Source organism: Bacillus cereus group sp. BfR-BA-01347, assembly GCF_022663835.1.
GTDB classification, from domain to species: domain Bacteria; phylum Bacillota; class Bacilli; order Bacillales; family Bacillaceae_G; genus Bacillus_A; species Bacillus_A thuringiensis_K.
Genome location: NZ_JAKUGG010000009.1, coordinates 143,294 through 165,448, shown reverse-complemented (window position 1 = coordinate 165,448; position 22,155 = coordinate 143,294). Strand labels below are relative to the sequence as shown.

Sequence of the window (22,155 nt, the reverse complement as noted above, 5' to 3'; positions counted from 1 at the left end):
CGACAACAATCAATTATTTTCTAAAAAACAATTCCACATCTTTATCAACTCATTTTAGAATATTTAAACAATAATTATATATACATTCCCTGCATAAATTATTCATTTTCTTTTATATAACACCTATTTTTTTACTTCTGATAAATTATTAAACATTGGATTATTATACACAACCCCTAAAACATGGGGTATTTTGTAGAATTTTGTCTATCAATATGTATGTACACCCTTTTGTAGTGGATATAGACTGTGAGGTGTAAGGAGATACCTTACAAAATAATAAAAAGGAGATTATAGAATGAGTAGATTAACAAAATTCTCAAAGTTAGCATTTGCAACTTTAATCGCGGGAAGTAGTTTAAGTACCTTTGTTTCGTCGCACAGTGTACAAGCTGACACCTTAGATCCTAATTACCAAGACAATGTAAAATTCATACCACCTTCTAGTGCTAGGCCAGCATTGGAACAAAAAAACACTATTGTTCCCGAATCAAAAGTTATTAAAAATCATTATGTAAAGTACTCTAAAGCACATTTCCAAACTAAAGAAAGTATACCAAAAGAGATTTATTATTCTTCAGAAGGCTTTAAGGGCTATATACAGGCAAGTACCGTTTGGGATATGGGAGATCATTTCGCAACACTATATTCCGGAACCGTTATTCGATGTTAGACTTTTAATCCCTTCTCTCTTAATGCTTATAATGATCAATAGCTCACTGCCAATACTGTAATGTCTATTGTTCATAAAATAAACCACAAAATCTTTCGATTTCATGGTTTATCAAATATAAAGATAATGCTAAACGAATACTCTAACATTACCTTCCCCAAAGTTAATTATAGAGTATTTTCAAAAAAAAGACACTCTTGTAGTGTCTTTTTTATAGTATTTTTAAAGAATCACGCCTACTAACACCTTATTGTTGAGGCTATTCATTTATTTCAATATGATACTTTTCCATCTCGTATATGCAATAGACAATGATAGCTAAACTCCAACTGACACCATAATAATCATGTGTGTAGAAGTCATATCCCGCCTTAATACCTTTCTCTATTACAACAAATGTAAATCCTAAAGCCACCCATTTGTTAATTTTCATCTTAATAAACGTTAAAGAGATAATTATTAAAAATAAAATATTTGTAAGATGATTTATCATTAGCTCATATTTTTGAATGTATACTGCCATCATACAAGCAACGATATTAGTCGCAATGCCAAAGGCAATCATCGCTCCCCAAACCCTGTCCGAAAGTCCCACTCCTGAGTCAGTCCCTTCCTAAACAAAATTCCTTTTCCTTAATTAGTTCCTACACCCTATTCAAGATATGCTAAATTATCCTTGTCTGATGAATATCTATTTATCTTTTCATATAGAGCAAACAAAATCTCGACTCATAATTTTTTCTTTATTAGGCAAACTATGTCTAAGCCGTTTGAACTAGCGGCTTCACTCTTCTGGTAATGGGATAGCACAATTTATTGAATTGACTAACTCATTCAACCCACTAGCACCGGCAGGCAACAAAATAGTTGTCTGCCATTTTTATCATTTTAGCCAAGAAGACTCCTTCCTCAAGGAGCGTGTAGGGGCACAGCCCAGTGAGTAGGTGGGAGATGAATTGGCTTCAAACAAGGGATGGCAGGAGGCCATCTTAATTGTTCGACATACAGAAAGTGTTACTCCACTACCTATCGAATGTACGTTCGGTGTATAATAGTCATATACCGAAATGGAGGTGAATCAAATAATGATCAATAAAGCCTATAAGTTTCGTATCTATCCAAATCAGGCACAAGCAATTCTAATCAACAAAACGATTGGATGTTCTCGCTTTGTATTCAATCATTTCCTATCCTTATGGGATCAAGCATACAAAGAGACAGGAAAAGGCTTGACCTATGGTACATGCTCTGCCAAACTACCTGCCATGAAGAAAGAGCTTGTTTGGCTAAAAGAAGTGGATAGTATTGCGATGCAGTCGTCTGTTCGCAACCTTGCGGATGCGTATACACGCTTTTTCAAAAAACAAAACAGCGCACCGCGCTTTAAATCTAAGAAGAACAACGTACAATCTTATACCACAAAACAAACAAATGAAAACATCACCGTTGTAGGGAACAAAATAAAGTTGCCAAAACTAGGCCTTGTTCGATTTGCCAAAAGTCGCGAAGTAGAGGGGCGTATTGTAAATGCTACGGTTAGACGTAACCCTTCTGGCAGATACTTTGTGTCATTGTTAGTTGAAACTGAAGTACAAGAACTTCCGAAAACAAGTTCTTACATTGGAATAGATGTAGGACTAAAAGATTTCGCTATTTTGTCAGATGGAACACACTATGAAAATCCGAAGTTTTTTCGATCATTAGAAGATAAGTTGACGAAAGCACAGCGTGTGCTTTCTAGAAGAATGAAAGGATCCTCTCGCTGGAATAAACAACGAGTAAAGGTAGCTAGAATTCATGAATACATATCAAATACTAGAAAAGATTACTTGGACAAAATTTCAACTGAAATCATCAAAAACCACGATGTGATCGGTATAGAGGATTTGCAAGTATCGAATATGTTAAAGAATCATAAGTTAGCAAAAGCAATTAGTAAGGTATCTTGGTCGCAATTTCGATCCATGTTAGAATACAAAGCAAAATGGTATGGCAAACAAGTCATTGTCGTATCGAAAACATTTGCTTCCAGCCAATTATGTTCTTGTTGTGGATATCAAAATAAAGGCGTTAAAAATCTAAACCTACGTGAATGGGACTGTCCTTCTTGTCGTACACACCATGATAGGGATATTAACGCAAGTATCAATCTAAAGCATGAAGCGATAAGGCTTCTAACCGCAAGGACTGCGGGGTTAGCCTAATCAATTAGAGTTCGATAGAACTCTTTACTTAGGAATCCCTCACTTCTAAACGAAGTGAAAGTGGTGGGAGTTCAAGTATACTTTTTCTAAATTCATTACGAACCAAGTGTGGGCTGTACTGATTTCAAAAAGAACGGAATTTCATTTTTGAAAATGTAAAAAAGATAAGATCCTGTCTACTGTTGGTATAGGACTTTTTCTTTTCACATATACTATTTTTGAACCTGTTTACCAATACGTGTCCTAATGGTGTCTTGAATTCCTCCTAATAAGGGCTGCAGATACGACTGCATGCCCTTTTTATTTACGTTGCTGCTCTATATTTCATAAAATAATTAAAAACTAAAAATGGATTATTACATATTTTTTTCTGTTCAGATTATGTTAAAATTTACTTCATAGTCGAATTTTGGTTTCATATCTAATTCAGCAATATGTGAACTGTTTGCCTAAAGAAAAGACACCCAAAAGGTGTCTTTTCTTCTTTTCATCTAAAAAACATTTTTCCTTTTCAGTAAGATCCAATTAGCCCTCTAATCTAAACCTCATCTTTAAAGGCAATTTAATCACGGTACTCAAGCCTTTTCACCTATTTCGATATGCCTATAGTTTAATTTGAAATAATATATTTATTACCTTTTTTAACAAATGAAATCTACTATTAGATTTCTAAATGTATACTGTACTAAGTGCCATTTAACATCATATAAATAGTGTTAACCATGTTAATTGAATATTAGTAATTGTAAGTATAAATATTATCAATTTACTATATATTACATATATGTAAAAATGGATGTATGTTAAGCTTTTTCAAAATCTTTCCCCTAATAAAGATTTGAAGTAGCATTTCATGATTCTCCTTACTGTTAATATGCCTTGAAAAAGAACCCTATAGGGTTCTTTTTCTTCTCATTATAACCTCAGTAAGTCCATACAAAAAGGACTGCTAATTACCTGCAGCCCTTTACACATTAATATACACTTGTATTAAATACTTAACACTTTATTGTATTAGGCATAACACTTTAAAGTTTAGAAGTATACAATAACAAATCGTTCCCAGCTTCCAGCTACATAACTAGTAGCTGTTAATTCTCTACCACCATTTGCTGATATATACCTGCCATTACTGAGTGCTTGTAATACATATATCCTATTGTCTCCACCATTATATAAGATAAACTTTTCCCATGCCCCAATTGATGTACGATCTGCTACTACTCTACCATTTGGCTCAAACGAAACATACTTCCCATTACTTTTGGCTTTTAAAGCGTACGTATATAATTCTCCAGTCGGAATTAATTCGAATTTCTCCCATTCATTAACTGCATTACGATTTGCTGTTACATTTCCCAAAGGCTCAGCAGAAACATATTGTAAATTTGCTGCCTGTATAGCAACTGTCCAACTTCCATTAAATAAATTCACGCCTTTTAATGTAGCTGCTTTTGATAGGTTGGCTGCAGATACATCATTGGATGGTGTAATCATAAATATCATTAAAACCATCGACAACACCATTAAAACTAAATTTTTTGAGACTGTATTACCTCTTGCACGTGTTATAAACCTTTTCATTCCCATTCCTCCCTTAATATACATAAAACTCATATACATCATACCAAATATGTAAAACATTGTAATATTTGAGAAGATTTATCAACAAATACCCTACTATTCTGTTTCTTTTTTCTCAAATCTATTGCACTTAAACATTTATTAATTCAAAAACATATTTATAAAAAAATGTAGCATTTGATGACAACGAGAGTATATAAAAAAGAGAGCGTATTATTAAATAAAAGCCAAATAGCCGTTCATAATGAACGACTATTTGCATCTAACTAATAATTAGAATGTTCTTCATATTAATCTATTTTGTTTAATCCCGTTGAAGTAACTTGATAGATTCTTTTTTTGCCTATATATTCTTGTTTATTATTCTCAAAGTTAATAAGTGTAGCGCGTGTCTTTTCCTTTACTGCTTCCCCTTCTATATGGGTAAACTCAATGTAATCTCCCACTTTTACCGGAACGGTTTGACTTTCAGCAGTTTGTTGACTATTTCCCACTATATCCTTATTGTATACAACACTACCGGTTGAATTCTTTACTGTAATACTTGCATACGTATTATTAAAGTAAGAATGTGGTACGCCTGCTTCTAAATTCACCTGCATTTTCTCTGTTGTCCTATTATAATCTACTTTTGCGATTTCTCTATCACTATATCCTTTTAAAGACCAACCAAAATGATTTCCATCTAAAACTGTTGTTTCTGGCATTTTTTCTACTTTCTTCAAGCCTTCTTTTGTGACTTCATACATTGCTTCTTTTCCAAAGCTTTCCTGTTTACTGTTGCCTACATTTGTTAAAGTAGCTCTATGCTCACCTTCTAAATGTGTCAGCTCAATATAATCTCCTACTTTGACTGGAACCTTTTGTGATTCAGCATTTTGTTGTTTGTTCCCATAAATGTCTTTATTGTATACTACTTTACCTGATGCATTTTGCACTTTAATACTCGCATATGTTTCATTAAAATAATGATGTGGTACGCCTGCCTTTAAATCAATTTGCATTTCTTCTGTCGTTTTATTGAAATTGATTTTTGCAAACTCGAAATCACTAATTCCTTTTAGTGACCATGCAAATTGATTTCCATCTAAAATTGTTGCTTCTGGCATTTTTTCAACTTTCTTCAGACCTTCCTTTGTAACTTGGTATATTACTTTTTTTCCAAAGCTTTCTTGTTTACTGTTGCCTACATTTGTTAAAGTAGCTCTATGCTCACCTTCTAAATGTGTCAGCTCAATATAATCTCCTACTTTGACTGGAACCTTTTGTGATTCAGCATTTTGTTGTTTGTTCCCATAAATGTCTTTATTGTACATTACTTTACCTGATGCATTTTGTACTTTAATACTCGCATATGTTTCATTAAAATAATGATGTGGTACGCCTGCTTTTAAATCAATTTGCATTTCTTCTGTTGATTTATTGAAATTGATTTTTGCAAACTCGAAATCACTAATTCCTTTTAGTGACCATGCAAACTGGTTTCCTTCTAAAATATTATTTACATTAGGCATATCTGGTTTAATTGGATTAGAATCCGTACCCTTCCAAATCTCTGCTGTTAAAATCGGATATCCTAATGCAGCTACTTTTTGAATTGTATCGTTATTTGGACGTAATCCCCACTTCTCAAAGAAAGGAATTAAATTTTGTTTGGCTACTTTTGATGCTGAAATCATAAATAGTTGTTTTTTATTTTCATCAGTTTGTGGAAGTTCACTTGAAGGCATGTCTCTATACAATTGATGTAATTTAGGATAGAAATCCTCTCCATACGCTAACTGTAGTTGCCAAAGCATAACAAGCTTTACAAAAACATCGCTAATTTCATCATAATTTTTATTCACTTGCTCTAGATATTGAAATGCTTTTGGATAAATTCCACTTTTCTCTAAGTTGGATGGTTGATTAAATGCTTTTTCTACAGAAAGGCTGTATATATTATTTTGTACTTCTGTCATATTATAAAACTTCCAGGGCGATTGTTGTCTCAAATGTCCTGCCTCATGCCAAGGGCCCCAGCCATCTGTTATAAATTTATTAATATCTAACACGTATTGGATTGCATCTCCTACATATGCGGTTCGATAAGAAGTTGCATACATATAATAATCAGGAGAATGATTTTCTTCTACGTAATGAACATAATGTTTATCTACTTGTTCTTCGGATAATCCAGCTACTTTGTCTTGAATTCGAGTAGCTTCATCCATCTTTTTTAAGAGTTGTACAGGATCTGTATTAGAACCCAACAAATATTTCTTAACACGTGCAGGGCTAGCCGTAATTAATACACGTTCTCCTTTTAACTCTACTGCATGTGCATTAGGATACTGGTCCAGCATGTTTATTAAATCTTGTTTCGTATGCTTTCCTAGTTCAAAGAAAGGCGTAGTCGTTCCACCTGTTGTAATTGTTGTTCGAATGCTACCACCTTGCTGTTTATTATAAAAATAAATCAGCCCCCCATTTGGAGATTGGATTGTGTTTACACCAGGTTTTAATGTAAATGATTTTATCTTAGAATCTTCTCTCCAAGAAGCATCATACGAATACGTTCCAATATATACCTGAATATCTTGATTACCTTCTACATTAATCGTTATTTGTTCATTTGGCTTTGCATATAAACCAGTTGGTTCATATGGACTAAATGCCATACTTTTTCTTTCCTGTTGTTTCAGTACCTCAACATCCCCTTTTCCTGGGACTATAAATATTCTATTTTCTGATTTAACTGATTTTTCACTTTGCAGTGATGTCGATAAATTTTTTTGCTGCTCCTTTTGCTCCGCAAAGACATCTGATGAAGAAATCATTCCAGTGGCAAGCATAGTTACTGTAGCAGTAGCTGCAAGTATTTTTCTAGTTTTATGTTTTGAATTATTCCCCATATTTTCTCCCTCATTATTCCTTAGTACTCTTAAGGATTTTTTTCTTCTTCATGTTTTTACAATCTAAACTATTCATACTATTTAAGTTGTGTCTATTACTCTATATTTTTTCATAAGTATCTCCTTTATTTATTATTGTATATAAATGTTATTTGATGACACATTAAATAACAACTTTACGACAAACTCACCGATAACAGCCTATTATGTTTTAATTCTGTATTCTAAACTTACATCCAATTAGAGAAATATATCCAATTGCAGAAATAAGTAAATAAATTACAACATTCAAGGATTGGAATCTCACAAAAAATTCATAAAACTTTTTTCGCTTTAAAGTTTTAGACAATTGCGACCACATTTGTTTGAACCTCCACAATTTTTTTTCTAAGCTATTCTCTAAAAAGCTTATTTTTCGTTGTAAATAAACCTGATTGGTACTCTTTATGCAAAAGAAAAGATGGAATCTTTAATTCAACTCCACCTTTTTTCGAAATAAAAAGCATCTAATTCTATTTGAATTAGATGCTTACATTTAGTCCTTAAGCCTAATATTCTAAACTATTTACGCGTTTGTAAATCTTTTTTTATTACATCCCAGAGTGAATTATCTTGAGGCATCGGTTTACCCTCTTCATCCCATTTTATTTTTCCTGTTCCCAATTCATAATTCATCCCTGTCCATGTGTCTTCACGGAATGCATAGAATGATTTATGCCATCCTTTTTGGTTAAAGATAGAAATAAGATCTTGCATGTATTGGGTAGCACCTGGAACAGTACGGTTAATTCCAAACTCCTCTGCAATAATTCGATTAGGTGGTACATGATTTTTCTTAGACCATTGTTGGATTGGCTTCAAAAACTTCTCTAATCCCTGCTTATTCCACATTACAGGTTTCTCTAAGTCTCCTACTTTTACTAATCCTGGATATTGATATTCTTTATTTTTCTTTTCACCTTGACTCGTTAATTCATATGGTTCATACATATGAAATGCGTAAAGCGTTTTTTTATCCTTTACTGGCTTTAAGTATTTAAAGGCCCATGGAGTAGCATATAAACCTGAATCTAAAATAACTGGTGTTTCTTGGTCTACTTCACGAATGGAATTGATCACCTTTTGATAAAATCTGTTTAAATCCGCTGTCGTTCCCTCCACTTTTGCATACCATTTCTCGTAATCTTCCGTCCAAAAATCATTATATCTATTATTTTTAGCTGTTTCTGGATGTGGTTCATTTATAATATTATAACCAACCACCGCGGGGTGATCTTTTAGTTCCAGAGCGAGGTCCTTCCAAAATTGACTTGCTTGTTCTTGATACTTCTCTTCTTCCCATATTCTGTCGTCATTCTTATTATTATTAAATTGGCGCCATCGATCACCAGGTAAAGATAACATTGTAACAACGACTTTCATTCCTTGTGATTGTGCGGCATCTAAATCCGCCTTTAATTTTTCTAGATCTTCCTTTACTAATCCCTGATAGTTATCTGAATTACCTATCAGAAAATCCTTTCCAGAAGTATCTGGTTTATCTTCAAATAGAAAATCTTTATCTTTCGCCCATTTATCAGGTGCTAAACGAACATATTCAATATTAGCTTCTTTTGCACTTTTATAGTTTTCAGGTAATGACGTACTATTCATGAAATTAGTACCCTTTCTTTTCGAATCCCAAAAACTAATTTTTGAATTGCTCTTATGATAAGTATCAGCTCTTACATTCATTTCCTGTACTCCAAAACTCATCATGCCTAATAACGCAACAATTGGCAAAATTTTTTTCACAACTTTTCCTTCTTTCTCTTTATATTTTACACACATAACTTACCTTTGTTTTGTTACAGGAATATGGCAATTTTTCAAAAATACATTTTAAGTTTATAAAAAGAAAGAGTTAATTAGAAAGTTGCTTTATTTGCTGAAAAACAAAAAAGGAATCCTTTTCGGATTCCTTTTTGCCTTGCACTCTTTTTCAAATAGTGCATTTTTGCACCTACTTTTAGTATACATTACAATTCATACAAAGCAAATGAGAATAAACAGAATTCACATCTTTATTTTCATAAAAAGATGTGAGTTTAGAAATTAATTATACTAGACTCACTTTGGAAAGATTTGTGTTCTTCCACCAATAATCATAAGCTTTTGGCTATACCAAACTGAAATGCACCTACCGCTTTATTATCGCTCTTCACACGGTTAAGGAAGGCGAATTCTTTCGGTAAATTCGTTAAAATGAGCAACTGTTTAAATTATTTATTTACTTCATTCCATAATGACAAAGCAAAAATCCAGTTTGGATCTCCATTCCCTTGATAACTTTGAACTGCCTCGTAAACCTTACCCTCATGAACTACTTTATCCCCTTTTTTATACGCTTTATACGCACCCCATTGTTCATAAGTGTTTTCTTGTCCTTTTGTAGCAATTGTTAAGGCATCACTTTTCATTGATTCATTGCCAGCTGAATCAACAGCAGAAACTACATACTTATATATTGTATTCGCTTGCAAATCTTTGTCCATAAATGAAGTTGTATTAGCAGTGCCTAATTCTTTCATAACACCCCCAACTTCTCTGTAGACAATATAATGATTCACATCTATGTTATCTTCAGACGGACTCCACATTAAGTCGATACTATTCGTAGTGGTTCCCATGCTGTGTAATCCTTTAGGCTGAGTTGGTGCTTCTGTATCTGGTTTTTCCACTGTTGTTTTAACAACTAATGCTTCACTTTCCCTTGATATATTCCCTGCAGCGTCTACTGCTTTTACTGTATACGTATACTCAGTGTTCGGGCTTAATTTTTTATCAACTACACTTGTACCCACTATAGTATTAATTAATTGACCATTACGTAATACTTGATATTCTTTGACCCCTACATTATCGATTGCAGGCTTCCAACTAAGTTCTACACTATTTGAAGTAGCTTTTACGACTTGTACTCCAGATGGCTGAGTTGGCGCTTCTGTATCTGTTTTTTCATTATTTATTAGATTCACATCGATCACATTATAGAAAGCATTTACAGTATCAGCTACATCCCAAACTGCTAATATGACATGATATCCACTGCGATCAGTTGGTACATTGATTTTATGTGATAGATTATTAGATGCTGCAGAACCATCGTGTTTTACAGTTCCTATTGGTTCAAAATCCATTCTTGTTAAAGGTTTATTTGGATTCCATCCTTTTTTTGTAATGTAATAGTGCCACTGACTTGTTGAATGAGGAGCAGTATATTTCCAAGTGAATGTATTCTCCCCGCCCTTAATAGTATTCTTAAACCATCGATCAGCTGTTTGTTGATCAAGAATTCCACCAAATAGACCTCCCGCTGAAGCAATTTTCCCATCAGCTGGCCCGCCTTGCGGGAATCCTTTAGGTGCTTCTAAGCTTTGCGGTTCATACATTATATTTCCACAATTTGAATTCAACGCCCCATAATTTTGACTGCATAAAGCAGCACGGCTACCTGGCTTTTCAACGAACCCATGTGCATAGGCATTTTGAGGAATTAAAGTTGTACCCATAATTCCTACTGCTACTGCAGCGGCACTTAATCCTTTTTTATTTGTAGCCATTTTTTTTAACTGCTTAAAGAATTTTTTGTTCATTTTAATAGTCCCCCTTACTAATTTCTTCACTTTATTAAGAGCATGAATGTAAATGAAAGCTAAATATACATAACTTCATACTCAACTATTCATTTATCTTTATAACATTCAAATAACTTTATAATTAAATTATCACATAATAATTTATTAAGCTTACAAAGAAATTGTGACAGTTATTGGACTTTCTTCAACTACCATCCTTTCTTACTTAAAAATTATACGTTCCATAGCTTGAATTAAAAACTTACACTTCAATATAATATTCTGAAATTCACCCTTTCCAAATTTCCTTCTTTAAATGATTATACTTTGATCAACATAGAAAAAAGTTTCCCCTATAATAGGAAACTTTTACTTATAATTTACCTATAGCCCTAAAATTTCTACAATCTGACGAGCTTTAGTATTATCAATATAATAATGCATCTCTAGTCCTTTTCTTTCTGCACGGAGTACAATTCCTCTTAACTTTGCTAAGTGTTGTGAAACAGTGGATTGTGGAAGTTTTAATATTTCTGTTAACTGTGTAACATTGCACATTTTATGATGTATTAATTCACTTATGATTTTTAATCGAACCGGATGCGCCATTACCTTCAATACATCTACATCTTCTTCACGGATTTTAGCTAGATCATTATTAGATATTACTGTTAACATTTCGCATTCTCCTTTATTATTAATTTCTACTTTCCTATTATCCTTATAAGTAATACTTATAGATAATTACAATTTTTCCTGTTGAGAAAATACATTCTACTCAATACAAAAAGACACCTATTCCGAAAACAGTTTTTTACCGTTCCAATGAATTGGTGTCTTATAATTTTTTAACTAGACTCTTTTTATTCATATTATAATTTCTACATAACTTTGAATAATGCTTTCTAAGCAAAAACAATACTTCCACTCCTCGTTTCAAGAAAAATTTAATTGAAATATTTACTTTCTCATATTGCTAAACCTATAAGAACCCTCTACTCATCTCACCTTTTACATCATATATTATTTATTTCTCAACACAAAAACATGGAATGAAAATTCCAATAATGGTAATATAATGGTACCTTCAGTTGTTAACTGTCATCCCTTTTTTTAATCCCTGTCTTTAAAGACAGGGATTTTAAATTTCCTTAACTAAAACTGTCTATTAATTATAAACCTAAAACTTCAATAAGCTGCCACTATAGTAGAGATAGGCTTTCATATTTATTCATTCCCCTTTCATGCAAACATGATATTTTCCGACTCACTTCAATCACATCACGTTTGCGTGAATTGTTAATGAGAAAACCATGATTGAACTACCCCCACTTTCACTTCGTTTAGAAGTGAGGGATTCCTAAGTAAAGAGTTCTATCGAACTCTAATTGATTAGGCTAACCCCGCAGTCCTTGCGGTTAGAAGCCTTATCGCTTCATGCTTTAGATTGATACTTGCGTTAATATCCCTATCATGGTGTGTACGACAAGAAGGACAGTCCCATTCACGTAGGTTTAGATTTTTAACGCCTTTATTTTGATATCCACAACAAGAACATAATTGGCTGGAAGCAAATGTTTTCGATACGACAATGACTTGTTTGCCATACCATTTTGCTTTGTATTCTAACATGGATCGAAATTGCGACCAAGATACCTCACTAATTGCTTTTGCTAACTTATGATTCTTTAACATATTCGATACTTGCAAATCCTCTATACCGATCACATCGTGGTTTTTGATGATGTCAGTTGAGATTTTGTCTAAGTAATCTTTTCTAGCATTTGATATGTATTCATGAATTCTAGCTACTTTTACTCGTTGTTTATTCCAGCGAGAAGATCCTTTCATTCTTCTAGAAAGAACACGCTGTGCTTTCGCCAACTTATCTTCTAATGATCGGAAAAACTTCGGGTTTTCATAGGGTGTTCCATCTGACAAAATGGCGAAATCTTTTAGTCCTACATCTATCCCAATGTAAGAATGTGTTTTCGGAAGTTCTTGTACTTCTGTTTCAACTAATAGTGACACAAAATATCTACCAGAAGGGTTTCGTCTAACAGTCGCATTTACAATACGTCCCTCTACTTCACGACTTTTGGCAAATCGAACAAGGCCTAGTTTGGGCAACTTTATTTTGTTCCCTACAACGGCAATATTTTCATTTGTTTGTTTTGTGGTATAAGATTGTACGTTGTTCTTCTTAGATTTAAAGCGCGGTGCGCTGTTTTGTTTTTTGAAAAAGCGCGTATAAGCATCCGCAAGGTTGCGAACAGACGACTGAATCGCAATACTATCCACTTCTTTGAGCCAAACAAACTCTTTCTTCATGGCAGGAAGTTTGGCAGAGCATGTACCATATGTTAAACCTTTTCCAGTCTCTTTATATGCTTGATCCCATAGGGATAGGAAATGATTGAATACAAAGCGAGAACAACCTATCGTTTTGTTAATTAGAATTGCTTGTGCTTGATTTGGATAGATACGAAACTTATAGGCTTTATTAATTATCATTTGATTCACCCCCATTTCGGTATATGACTATTATATATCAAACATACATTCGATAGGTAGTGGAGTAAAACTTTCTGTAAGTCGAACAATTAAGGTGGCTTCCTGCCATCCCTTGTTCGAAGCCAATTCATCTCCCACCTACTCACTGGGCTGTGACCCTTCACGCTCCTGGAGGAAGGAGTCTTCTTGGCTAAAATGATAAAATATAATTGGGTCATAACAATTAATTTATTTTTCTGAATTTTATTGAAGAATAAATATAATACAATTAAACGAACTGGATACTTTGCTACAATGGTAATATATAACATTAGTAGACTTTTATAGGATGGGGGAATATATAATGATGGTTTCAGCTAAGGGGGATAATGAAATTACAAAGCTATTAAGCGATTGGTATGTTGAAATCCGCTCAAGACGTATAGGTAATGCACATCAATTAAAAGAAATAATTGATTCTAAGATGCATAATATTGAAGAGGATCAAGATTTATTACTCTACTACTCACTACTAGATTTTAGATACCAATTTGTAATTGATAATTTAAGCGTTTCAAAAAGCAGTTTTGACAAAGTTGAGGCTTTTGATATGCCTACAGATAATTTCTTAGCTTATTATTATCACTTTTTCAAAGGGATTCATGCCTCTACTATTGGCGAATATCAAATCGCAAAGGAGAGTTATGAAAAAGCAGAAAAACTTTTAGACTGCATTCCTGATGAATTGGAAAAAGCAGAATTTTATTATAAAGTTGGAGCTTTCCATTATGACATATATCAAGGACTCTTATCTTATAAAAAAGTATCAGAGGCAAGAGAAATCTTTGCTCAACATGCTGGGTATGAGATCAATGTAGCATTCTGTGATAATCTTATAGGCTTAGCTTGTACTCATTTGAGAGAATGGGAGCTCGCTGAAGAATATTTTACAAAAGCAATGGATATGTTTCAAAAAATAGACGAAGAGCAATTTATTTTAATGGTGCGTCAAAATTTAGGATTAATGTATGCAACTCAAAACCTTTCGCCATTAGCTATTAGATATCTTTCAGAAGTAAATCAAAAAATGCCTAACAATTATAAAGCGCTTTTTATTGAGGCAAGGGAACACATGAAGGAAGGAAATCACTCCGTTGCTAAAGATCTCATAGCAAAAGGATATTCCGTTTGTCAAGAGATTGAAAATATAGAGTATCTTCACCATTTTAAAATATTAGATGCAATGAATGGAGGTTTTCCTGCCGAAGCACTTGAAAGGACAGTGTTAAAAGGCGTATCATATTTTAAAGAGCAAGAACTTTTTGAATTCATTAAGGAATACGAAGAATATCTTGCTATTGCATTTTATAAAGAGCATAACCATATTAAAGCAAGTCATTATTTCTATTCATGTTCTCAAGCAGGAAAAAAAGTTATTGAGAAGGAGGCATTAAAATGAAAAAGACAATTCTCGGTTTAGTTGGTGTAATTACTATTTTTACTTTAATGTTTGGTGCCCAATCCCCTACAGAAACACATAAAGCTATTGATGTTATTCAATATGCACACGGAAATCATGGTGGTTAAGGTCTTAATTGAACGAGCAAAAAATCGCACAATACACTCATAGCCATACTGACGGATATTAAATGAATAAAGGTCTTCACTTCATTGTGAGGGCTTTTTTTTATAAGAACCCCACTTATAACATCTTTAAAATCTACTATATTTAAAAACATTATAATTACACCAAACCTTTTACATCTATAAGAGAAACTTAAAAAGATTAAAATGTTTAAAAAGAGTAAGAGAATATAAATGTATACACAAGAAAACTTTTTATAAAAAATTAATAGAGACACAAAAGTAATAACAAATTTTCTAATCAACGGAGTTAGAATACCTGTAATCATTATTACTGTAGATAAATTTTCAGGGCTGATCCCCAGCAATAGAAATCAACAATTCCCTTATAATCAAGCAATTTCAATAGTTGTTGTATAAACTATCTTAAACTCTAGTGGCTCATTATTAATATATGAGGCACTAAAAAAGGAATCCTTATTAAAAGGATTCACCACAGAAAGATATACATCAATAAAAAGAATTAATTATAATATAAAAATAAAAGAAATATATTGAGAAATATATAATAAAATTGAATATTCTTTCTTTTTATCGTAAAATCAATATGAGTCAAGTGACAACATCTCTCTAACTCTCCTAAAAGAATCCTTTATGACATGGGGATTCTTTTGCTTTGGACAAAGTATTCTTATTTTAACATTTGCAAAAAAACTCTTCTTAACCAACTACTCAACAAATATAAGTAAGGATTTAGTTTTATGAATATTTTTATGATCTAAGCAACAGGTAATAGCCTTCAATATTTGTTCGATGTAAAAATATCCTAAAAAATAAAAAGATGCTCTATCAATACTGTAAGAAGATTTGCTGCTAAACATGCATTTTTTCATTGTACCTTTTATAATCTGAGCTTTTTAACACTAAAGAATTAAGTATAGATTTATAGCCATGAATTCTTCTATTTGTACATATAATATTCTTTATATCTCTCAAAATTTGTTTTTTTTGTTCGTGTTGATGTTATGGGTGATTTTAATGATTTAGATACTGCTACCTGCTTTGGTGTTTGTAATGTGCCCCGTTTCTTAAGTTCTCTATACAAACTACTCACATTGCACCTCATATTTTTTGCAATAGTTGGATATTCCTCTCCTTGATTAAATAATTGTACTGCTTTTTTACATTTTATGTCCCATTTTTCTTCTGACGTTTGAAATTTTTGAGTTCGTTTTTTAACTCTATTTTTTTCTAAATTAATATCCTCTCTTTCTATTTTACATCGCTTGGAAGAATACTGTTCTGCGTCTGCATTAAGCCCGGAATGCTCCTCCTGTAAACGTATCATTTTTACTTTTTTTGCAATTTCTCTCAAGTTAAAGTCACCTCATTTTGTTTGATAAATTCTACCAGTACTTGATCACCCTATTGTCTGTATCCCCAATCATCGTTTATAAACAGCTATAAATACTCACATTCCCCTTATAATAGTTTTCAATCTAATATTTACGGAAAATTATAATCAATTCTATTTTTACATAATTGGAAACTATAGTAAATTGATAATATTGACACAGAATATTCTAAACCTTAATTCATACTATACACATCAATAAACTAATTATCCCCTTTGCTTAAAAAGTCGAAAATATCATTTTCGCATAGCAAAACACTGTATGCCCTATTCAGAGTCATACAAAACAAAATACTTTATCTATTATAGCTATGGCACAAAGAAAAAGAATGCAGACATGTACTGCACTCTTTTTTAGTAACCTCTATATCAATTTTTCACCACAGTCAGCTCCTCCATTATTACAAGGACTAAACTTTAAGCTTGTGAATTTATCATTCTGCAGTACATCATCTTTTGCAGCTATATTTAACGACACTCTTTCTATCATCCTATTTCGATTTAGAATTAAATACCTAATACTCCGACAATCTGACATGCCTTGGAATTCACAATATGATAATACATCTCTAATCCTCTTCTTTCTGAGCGAAGAATTTTTCCACGCATTTTAGATAAATGCTGAGATACGGTAGATTGAGGAACATCTAATAGCTCTGTTAACTGTGTTACATTACAAATTTTGTGGTGTTCTAGCTCCTTCACAATTTGTAATCTAACTGGATGGGCCATGATTTTTAATAGTTCTATATCCGCCTCTGGAATTTTGTACATTTCATTACTTACTTGCATTGTTGTCATTTTTTATTTCTCCTTTTTTAATTTCTTTATATTTTTTATCTATTTATAGGTATTTTTTGTTTATTCGAGCATATTGTTCATAATCGCTGTATTGTTTATTCTTTTGTCTCTCTCAGATTTAATATATAGAAGTATTATGATAGCTAAAAATCCAACAAAAGATAGCATAGGTATCGAGATGAAACCGAATAAATTTAAGTAATCTTTTGTGCAAGAAACTCCTACTGAACAAATCTGCATCTCACTATTAGGAAACGCTTGAATTGTAATTTGATATACAGATAACATTAAACCGATACACGCAAATGGAAATGCATACGTGCTTACGTGCGAATCTTTTCTATATATCCCTACCCCCAATATTAATACTAATGGATACATGGCCATTCTTTGGTACCAGCACAAATCACATGGCGGCAGCTTCATCCATTCACTAAAAAACAAACTAATTAACATTGCACTAGTAGCTATCGTCCAAGCAATTACAATGTGATACTTTTGAATGATCAACATCTTATTTTCGCCTCACCTATTTTTTAAAATACAAAACATTTGCTAGTATATGACTAGTTTATTTCCGTGTTTCGAGTACCCTGTTTCAATAGAAAGTATCCAATCATTGATATCTTCTCAGTCGTATCCCCTCTCTTTTAATTCTAGAGGAAAAAGATTTTCAAAATCACCACGCATTTCGTACATGGTTTCTAATGCTTTTTCTAGCGAACCAAATCTATATACCATGTGTGTATGTACTTTTTTGTTTTTCTTTTCTCCTACAACTAAATATACATACCGTCTTTCTTTCGCTAAAACAAACTTTAAAAATCCAGGTACTTGACTCACCTTTCACACTCCTTTTCGGCTTTCCTTACCAAACTTAAAAGGATACGAGTAAGGAAAACTATTTAGCTTTAATTACCAATTTAATAAATGTCCCGTTTTTTTGCTTTGAAAATACAAGAAAACGCTCATCATCACAATATTTATTACACCTGCTGCAGCACCAATTTTGGAGATAACATACACATATTCATTATTACTAAATGGCAATAGACTCGCGAAAATAAATAAAATTGAAATGATAAAGGATAAGAGCATATTTCTTTTGTTTTCATTCATTCAAAAAACCTCCATTTTGCACAAATATTTGTATTGCAATGGGTTAGGGTTTTAAGCTGCATCGTTACGGTTATAATGCTGGTTCTTTTCATCTACAAAGCCTTTAATGCTCCATACGCCAACCTTTGATTCTTTTGCTTCATTTTCTGCTTCTTTCATTTCAGATAGAATTGTAGTATTAGGTCTAGAAATATAGGCTATAATCCCATAACCCGACTTGACCATTAATTCGTTGATGTGTATTCCATCGCAAAATACATAAGCCAATTTTCTACCGTATTTGTCTTCTTTTGGTCCCCGATCATAAACAAATGTTACACTTTTCCCTTCTAGCTGTTTCTTTAAAAAGGAAGATGGTTCTTTTCCCATCTTTTGTGGTGGAATTTTTTGAGATACAGACTCAGGGGTATCTAATAACAGTAACCTTACCATCTGTTTCTGCCCCTTTACGTTTACGTCTATTGTATCTCCGTCTTTTATATATAATACCTTCCCTTTAACGGTCTCTAAGTCTTTTAATTTCCCCTTATAATCCCCTGGAATATCAACAATACCTTTCTCTTCTACGTGCTGTTGTATTCCGTTTTGTACTGCTTGGGCAGGTCTCGAATCATTTTTTGTTTGCGTCGAATTGCTATATGCTGTCATTTGAAATACAAATGATGTTATACAAATAGCCTTAATTCATATTTTCATATCGGAAATTCTTCCTCCTAATCAAAATACGTAAATAGCTACATCTAATAAACAAACGGACTCTCTATTGTATTTACTTCTCGATAATTACAACATAGGCAATACTGTATCCATTTTGGATAATCATTATAAAGTGCTCTAAATGAGCGTTTCTTACAATTCGGGCATATTGACACTATGTTTTTTTCATTCTCTTCCTGACTTTTCAATTTTTCAAAAGAAACATTAGTAGATGCTATATTACTGGTACACAATATACATCCCCCTTTTCAGTCTTGAAATCTTAAAAACAAATAAAAAAGGACACACCTATCGCATATGTATGCGTAGGTGTGTCCTTTTGCAAGATAGTTTTAGAAGTATTTTGTTACTTTCATCATATCATACTTCTTATTAATTTTATATACGAAATTAAAGATTTTACGATATTACTTCTTTTTCTCATGTATAAACATAATGCTTTGTTTTTGTATAACATAGCTTAATTTTGCATCAAGTTTTTCTCCATTATTCCTATTTTCAAAACTTGAAATTGTATTGGTCATATTCTTTTCTAATAACCTTTTTTATTTCGTGCTAGTTATTTTCTTTTTCAACATAATGTTATTTTTCTTTTATTTTGGGTAAACAAATATTACGGGTAGAAAAACTTCTCTTATTCTAAAATAATTCCCTTGACACAAAGATACTGTCTCGTACAAGCATTCAACTTAATAAATATGTTTTAGGAAGGTTAGAAAAATGGATATTTTATTAGCGATTTTACCAGCCTTATTTTGGGGAAGTATTGTACTCTTCAACGTTAAACTAGGAGGTGGTCCTTACAGTCAAATACTTGGGACTACCCTTGGCGCTTTAGTTTTTTCTATCGGTGTTTATATTTTTATAAAACCTGTTTTGACGCCCGTGGTGATAATTATCGGGATTATATCTGGCCTATTTTGGGCATTAGGACAAGCCAATCAATTGAAAAGTATTGATTTAATTGGGGTTTCTAAAACAATGCCTATTTCAACAGGGATGCAATTAGTTTCGACTACTTTATTTGGGGTCATTGTATTTCATGAATGGTCAACAACAACATCTGTTGTATTAGGTGTTCTGGCACTTCTTTGTATCATAATCGGAATCGTTCTCACATCTCTCCAAAGCAAAGAGGAGAAAAACGATGAACAAACAGGAAATTTCAAAAAAGGGATTGTGATGTTATTAATTTCAACTCTTGGTTACTTATTATATGTGGTAATTATCCGCCTATTCGGTATAGACGGATGGTCAGCGTTATTACCACAAGCCATTGGTATGGTGTTAGGTGGAATTCTACTAACCTTTAAGAATCAACCATTTAATAAATATGCGATTCGCAATATTATTCCTGGTTTAATTTGGGCAGCAGGAAATATGTTTTTATTTATTTCCCAGCCGCGTGTAGGGGTGGCAACAAGTTTTTCCCTTTCCCAAATGGGGATTGTGATCTCAACTTTAGGTGGAATTTTTATATTAGGTGAAAAGAAAACAAAACGACAATTTATTGCGATTGTCATTGGAATTATCTTCATTATTGCAGCTGGCATTATGTTAGGAATTGCTAAAGGATAAAAAGGAGGAAAAAATTATGTATACAGATTTAAAAGGGAAAGTTGTTGTTATTACAGGTGCATCCACAGGATTAGGAAGAGCGATGGCAATTCGTTTTGGAGAAGAACAAGCCAAAGTTGTAATTAATTACTATTCAAACGAATCAGAAGCAAATGAAGTAGTACAAGTAGTTAAACAAGCAGGTGGAGAAGCGATTGCAATAAAAGGAGATGTAACAGTTGAATCAGATGTTATCAATCTCGTTCAATCTGCTGTGAAAGAATTTGGTACACTGGATGTCATGATTAATAATGCGGGTATTGAAAATTCAGTACCTTCACATGAAATGCCATTAAGTGATTGGAATAAGGTAATTGCTACGAATTTAACAGGGGCTTTCTTAGGGAGCCGGGAAGCAATTAAATATTTTGTTGAGCATGATATTAAAGGTAGTGTTATTAATATGTCAAGCGTTCACGAGCAAATTCCATGGCCATTATTTGTACACTATGCAGCAAGTAAAGGTGGTGTTAAGCAAATGACAGAAACATTAGCACTAGAATATGCACCAAAAGGAATCCGTGTAAATAATATTGGGCCTGGTGCTATGAATACGCCGATTAATGCTGAAAAATTTGCGGATCCAGAAAAACGTGCCGATGTTGAAAGTATGGTTCCTATGGGATATATCGGAGAACCGAAAGAAATTGCAGCGGTAGCAGCATGGCTTGCTTCTTCACAAGCGAGCTATGTAACAGGTATTACACTGTTTGCTGATGGTGGTATGTCGCTATATCCATCTTTCCAAGCTGGACGTGGTTGATTGATATATAACTAAATTAGTTACTTTCAATATGTTTAAATGCGGCAGTTAGCTTTTTTATTGAATACCTTTTTAATTATTCGTGACATCACATACATTTTGTAAAAAATACACTTTTCTTTCTGTAGAATTATAGGAAAGGATAATGTTATTTTAGGTTTACAATTTCGCTTTAGTTAAATGCCGATGGGTAAAGAAGCCCTATAATAAATTTAATATTATAATCAAAAAAAGGAATACCTTATAATAAAGGATTCCTTTTTTTTGATTATATAGCTGCTATTTAAAAACAAATAATGTTATACAAGCGATCTTAATCCAAGACTTCATCGTATTAACTATTAAAAAATTTAGATGTTAGCTATATTTCTGAAGTATACAATGTGACCATTCCATGTGTTCTATTTTCACTTGATATAATTAATTTGGTAATATTCTTAGGCGTAAATCGATATATAGAAATATTTGGACCAGGATTATTAGATTTAAAGTGAATAACTTCTTCATTATCAATAAAACCTTGAATATAGCTTTCACTTCCTTCAAAAAATTGAAAATGAGCTGACACTGATATAATCTCGCCAGTGTTCTCAAATAAAACTATTGAATTTCTATATGTATCAAAATTAATAAGTTTCATTTTTGACATAATTAGGATGCTCCCTTCTATGAAAG

General features: G+C 32.6%; 20 protein-coding genes and 1 pseudogene. 6 read left to right on the top strand and 15 right to left on the bottom strand.

The features are described from left to right. Window positions 1–298 precede the first annotated feature (298 nt). Window positions 299–673 (top strand): hypothetical protein, encoded by a 375-nt coding sequence (locus MR143_RS15555; protein WP_000088950.1) that lies wholly within the window; start codon window positions 299–301, stop codon window positions 671–673. Between the two features lie 259 nt (window positions 674–932). Here MR143_RS15555 and MR143_RS15550 read toward each other — a convergent pair whose 3' ends face one another. Further along, the gene (locus MR143_RS15550; protein ID WP_000524427.1) at window positions 933–1,268 is read right to left on the bottom strand and encodes a hypothetical protein; all 336 of its coding nucleotides are present in this window, start codon (window positions 1,266–1,268) and stop codon (window positions 933–935) included. A 490-nt stretch (window positions 1,269–1,758) separates the two neighbouring features. Between MR143_RS15550 and tnpB (MR143_RS15545) the strand changes: the two genes are divergently transcribed. Further along, on the top strand, window positions 1,759–2,877 hold the full coding sequence (gene tnpB, locus MR143_RS15545) for an IS200/IS605 family element RNA-guided endonuclease TnpB (RefSeq protein ID WP_242280851.1): 1,119 nt from the start codon (window positions 1,759–1,761) through the stop codon (window positions 2,875–2,877). A 1,035-nt stretch (window positions 2,878–3,912) separates the two neighbouring features. Here tnpB (MR143_RS15545) and MR143_RS15540 read toward each other — a convergent pair. The 6 genes from MR143_RS15540 to tnpB (MR143_RS15515) form a co-directional block, all read right to left on the bottom strand. Next, window positions 3,913–4,461: a fascin domain-containing protein gene (locus tag MR143_RS15540; RefSeq protein ID WP_000819427.1), complete on the bottom strand. Its 549-nt coding sequence runs from the start codon at window positions 4,459–4,461 to the stop codon at window positions 3,913–3,915. A 290-nt stretch (window positions 4,462–4,751) separates the two neighbouring features. Further along, the gene (locus MR143_RS15535; RefSeq protein WP_242280850.1) at window positions 4,752–7,355 is read right to left on the bottom strand and encodes a putative mucin/carbohydrate-binding domain-containing protein; all 2,604 of its coding nucleotides are present in this window, start codon (window positions 7,353–7,355) and stop codon (window positions 4,752–4,754) included. Between the two features lie 561 nt (window positions 7,356–7,916). Further along, window positions 7,917–9,185: a glycoside hydrolase family 5 protein gene (locus tag MR143_RS15530; protein WP_242280849.1), complete on the bottom strand. Its 1,269-nt coding sequence runs from the start codon at window positions 9,183–9,185 to the stop codon at window positions 7,917–7,919. Between the two features lie 431 nt (window positions 9,186–9,616). Beyond that, window positions 9,617–10,990: a lytic polysaccharide monooxygenase gene (locus tag MR143_RS15525; RefSeq protein WP_242280848.1), complete on the bottom strand. Its 1,374-nt coding sequence runs from the start codon at window positions 10,988–10,990 to the stop codon at window positions 9,617–9,619. A gap of 366 nt (window positions 10,991–11,356) precedes the next feature. Next, window positions 11,357–11,650 carry an ArsR/SmtB family transcription factor gene (locus MR143_RS15520; RefSeq protein WP_000958631.1) on the bottom strand — a complete coding sequence of 98 codons (294 nt, stop codon included), beginning with the start codon at window positions 11,648–11,650 and terminating at the stop codon, window positions 11,357–11,359. A 714-nt stretch (window positions 11,651–12,364) separates the two neighbouring features. Next, window positions 12,365–13,486, bottom strand: a complete 1,122-nt coding sequence (gene tnpB / locus MR143_RS15515; protein WP_242280847.1) for an IS200/IS605 family element RNA-guided endonuclease TnpB — start codon at window positions 13,484–13,486, stop codon at window positions 12,365–12,367. A gap of 343 nt (window positions 13,487–13,829) precedes the next feature. Between tnpB (MR143_RS15515) and MR143_RS15510 the strand changes: the two genes are divergently transcribed. Both MR143_RS15510 and MR143_RS15505 read left to right on the top strand, forming a co-directional pair. Beyond that, complete coding sequence (locus MR143_RS15510; RefSeq protein ID WP_242280846.1) at window positions 13,830–14,924, top strand: response regulator aspartate phosphatase; 1,095 nt, start codon at window positions 13,830–13,832, stop codon at window positions 14,922–14,924. After that, on the top strand, window positions 14,921–15,052 hold the full coding sequence (locus MR143_RS15505; protein WP_000751016.1) for a hypothetical protein: 132 nt from the start codon (window positions 14,921–14,923) through the stop codon (window positions 15,050–15,052). The genes MR143_RS15510 and MR143_RS15505 overlap by 4 nt, the downstream gene beginning before the upstream one ends. A 958-nt stretch (window positions 15,053–16,010) precedes the next feature. On the opposite strand, the gene MR143_RS15495 is transcribed toward MR143_RS15505, so the two are convergent. The 7 genes and pseudogenes from MR143_RS15495 to MR143_RS33220 form a co-directional block, all read right to left on the bottom strand. Beyond that, window positions 16,011–16,424, bottom strand: coding sequence for a hypothetical protein (locus MR143_RS15495; protein ID WP_242280845.1), 414 nt, complete (start codon window positions 16,422–16,424; stop codon window positions 16,011–16,013). Between the two features lie 546 nt (window positions 16,425–16,970). Then, the gene (locus MR143_RS15490; protein ID WP_000210390.1) at window positions 16,971–17,264 is read right to left on the bottom strand and encodes an ArsR/SmtB family transcription factor; all 294 of its coding nucleotides are present in this window, start codon (window positions 17,262–17,264) and stop codon (window positions 16,971–16,973) included. A gap of 60 nt (window positions 17,265–17,324) precedes the next feature. Next, window positions 17,325–17,777: a disulfide oxidoreductase gene (locus MR143_RS15485; protein WP_000905546.1), complete on the bottom strand. Its 453-nt coding sequence runs from the start codon at window positions 17,775–17,777 to the stop codon at window positions 17,325–17,327. Between the two features lie 42 nt (window positions 17,778–17,819). After that, a pseudogene (locus MR143_RS15480) lies at window positions 17,820–18,107 on the bottom strand (hypothetical protein). A 72-nt stretch (window positions 18,108–18,179) separates the two neighbouring features. Further along, entirely contained in the window at window positions 18,180–18,383 is a 204-nt protein-coding gene (locus tag MR143_RS15475) for a hypothetical protein (protein ID WP_001004894.1), read from the bottom strand. A gap of 51 nt (window positions 18,384–18,434) precedes the next feature. After that, a complete protein-coding gene (locus MR143_RS15470) occupies window positions 18,435–19,031 on the bottom strand; it encodes a thermonuclease family protein (RefSeq protein ID WP_109140487.1) in 597 nt (198 codons plus the stop codon). Between the two features lie 92 nt (window positions 19,032–19,123). Further along, window positions 19,124–19,333, bottom strand: a complete 210-nt coding sequence (locus tag MR143_RS33220) for a hypothetical protein (protein ID WP_000337626.1) — start codon at window positions 19,331–19,333, stop codon at window positions 19,124–19,126. Window positions 19,334–19,820: 487 nt separating this feature from the next. Here MR143_RS33220 and MR143_RS15465 point away from each other — a divergent pair, with 487 nt between their 5' ends. After that, on the top strand, window positions 19,821–20,678 hold the full coding sequence (locus tag MR143_RS15465; protein ID WP_242280844.1) for a GRP family sugar transporter: 858 nt from the start codon (window positions 19,821–19,823) through the stop codon (window positions 20,676–20,678). A gap of 16 nt (window positions 20,679–20,694) precedes the next feature. Beyond that, entirely contained in the window at window positions 20,695–21,480 is a 786-nt protein-coding gene (gene gdh / locus MR143_RS15460; RefSeq protein ID WP_109140488.1) for a glucose 1-dehydrogenase, read from the top strand. Window positions 21,481–21,841: 361 nt separating this feature from the next. On the opposite strand, the gene MR143_RS15455 is transcribed toward gdh, so the two are convergent. Then, complete coding sequence (locus MR143_RS15455; protein ID WP_000041405.1) at window positions 21,842–22,129, bottom strand: hypothetical protein; 288 nt, start codon at window positions 22,127–22,129, stop codon at window positions 21,842–21,844. Between the last annotated feature and the right edge of the window lie 26 nt (window positions 22,130–22,155).

Excerpts from the sequence above, each read along its gene's own strand:
- MR143_RS15555 (WP_000088950.1), top strand. The coding sequence starts at position 299 with ATGAGTAGATTAACAAAATTCTCAAAGTTAGCATTTGCAACTTTAATC.
- tnpB (WP_242280851.1), top strand. The coding sequence starts at position 1,759 with ATGATCAATAAAGCCTATAAGTTTCGTATCTATCCAAATCAGGCACAA.
- MR143_RS15540 (WP_000819427.1), bottom strand. The coding sequence starts at position 4,461 with ATGAAAAGGTTTATAACACGTGCAAGAGGTAATACAGTCTCAAAAAAT.
- MR143_RS15535 (WP_242280850.1), bottom strand. The coding sequence starts at position 7,355 with ATGGGGAATAATTCAAAACATAAAACTAGAAAAATACTTGCAGCTACT.
- MR143_RS15530 (WP_242280849.1), bottom strand. The coding sequence starts at position 9,185 with ATGTGTGTAAAATATAAAGAGAAAGAAGGAAAAGTTGTGAAAAAAATT.
- MR143_RS15525 (WP_242280848.1), bottom strand. The coding sequence starts at position 10,990 with ATGAACAAAAAATTCTTTAAGCAGTTAAAAAAAATGGCTACAAATAAA.
- MR143_RS15520 (WP_000958631.1), bottom strand. The coding sequence starts at position 11,650 with ATGTTAACAGTAATATCTAATAATGATCTAGCTAAAATCCGTGAAGAA.
- tnpB (WP_242280847.1), bottom strand. The coding sequence starts at position 13,486 with ATGATAATTAATAAAGCCTATAAGTTTCGTATCTATCCAAATCAAGCA.
- MR143_RS15510 (WP_242280846.1), top strand. The coding sequence starts at position 13,830 with ATGATGGTTTCAGCTAAGGGGGATAATGAAATTACAAAGCTATTAAGC.
- MR143_RS15505 (WP_000751016.1), top strand. The coding sequence starts at position 14,921 with ATGAAAAAGACAATTCTCGGTTTAGTTGGTGTAATTACTATTTTTACT.
- MR143_RS15490 (WP_000210390.1), bottom strand. The coding sequence starts at position 17,264 with ATGACAACAATGCAAGTAAGTAATGAAATGTACAAAATTCCAGAGGCG.
- MR143_RS15485 (WP_000905546.1), bottom strand. The coding sequence starts at position 17,777 with ATGTTGATCATTCAAAAGTATCACATTGTAATTGCTTGGACGATAGCT.
- MR143_RS15475 (WP_001004894.1), bottom strand. The coding sequence starts at position 18,383 with ATGAATGAAAACAAAAGAAATATGCTCTTATCCTTTATCATTTCAATT.
- MR143_RS15470 (WP_109140487.1), bottom strand. The coding sequence starts at position 19,031 with ATGACAGCATATAGCAATTCGACGCAAACAAAAAATGATTCGAGACCT.
- MR143_RS15465 (WP_242280844.1), top strand. The coding sequence starts at position 19,821 with ATGGATATTTTATTAGCGATTTTACCAGCCTTATTTTGGGGAAGTATT.
- gdh (WP_109140488.1), top strand. The coding sequence starts at position 20,695 with ATGTATACAGATTTAAAAGGGAAAGTTGTTGTTATTACAGGTGCATCC.
- MR143_RS15455 (WP_000041405.1), bottom strand. The coding sequence starts at position 22,129 with ATGTCAAAAATGAAACTTATTAATTTTGATACATATAGAAATTCAATA.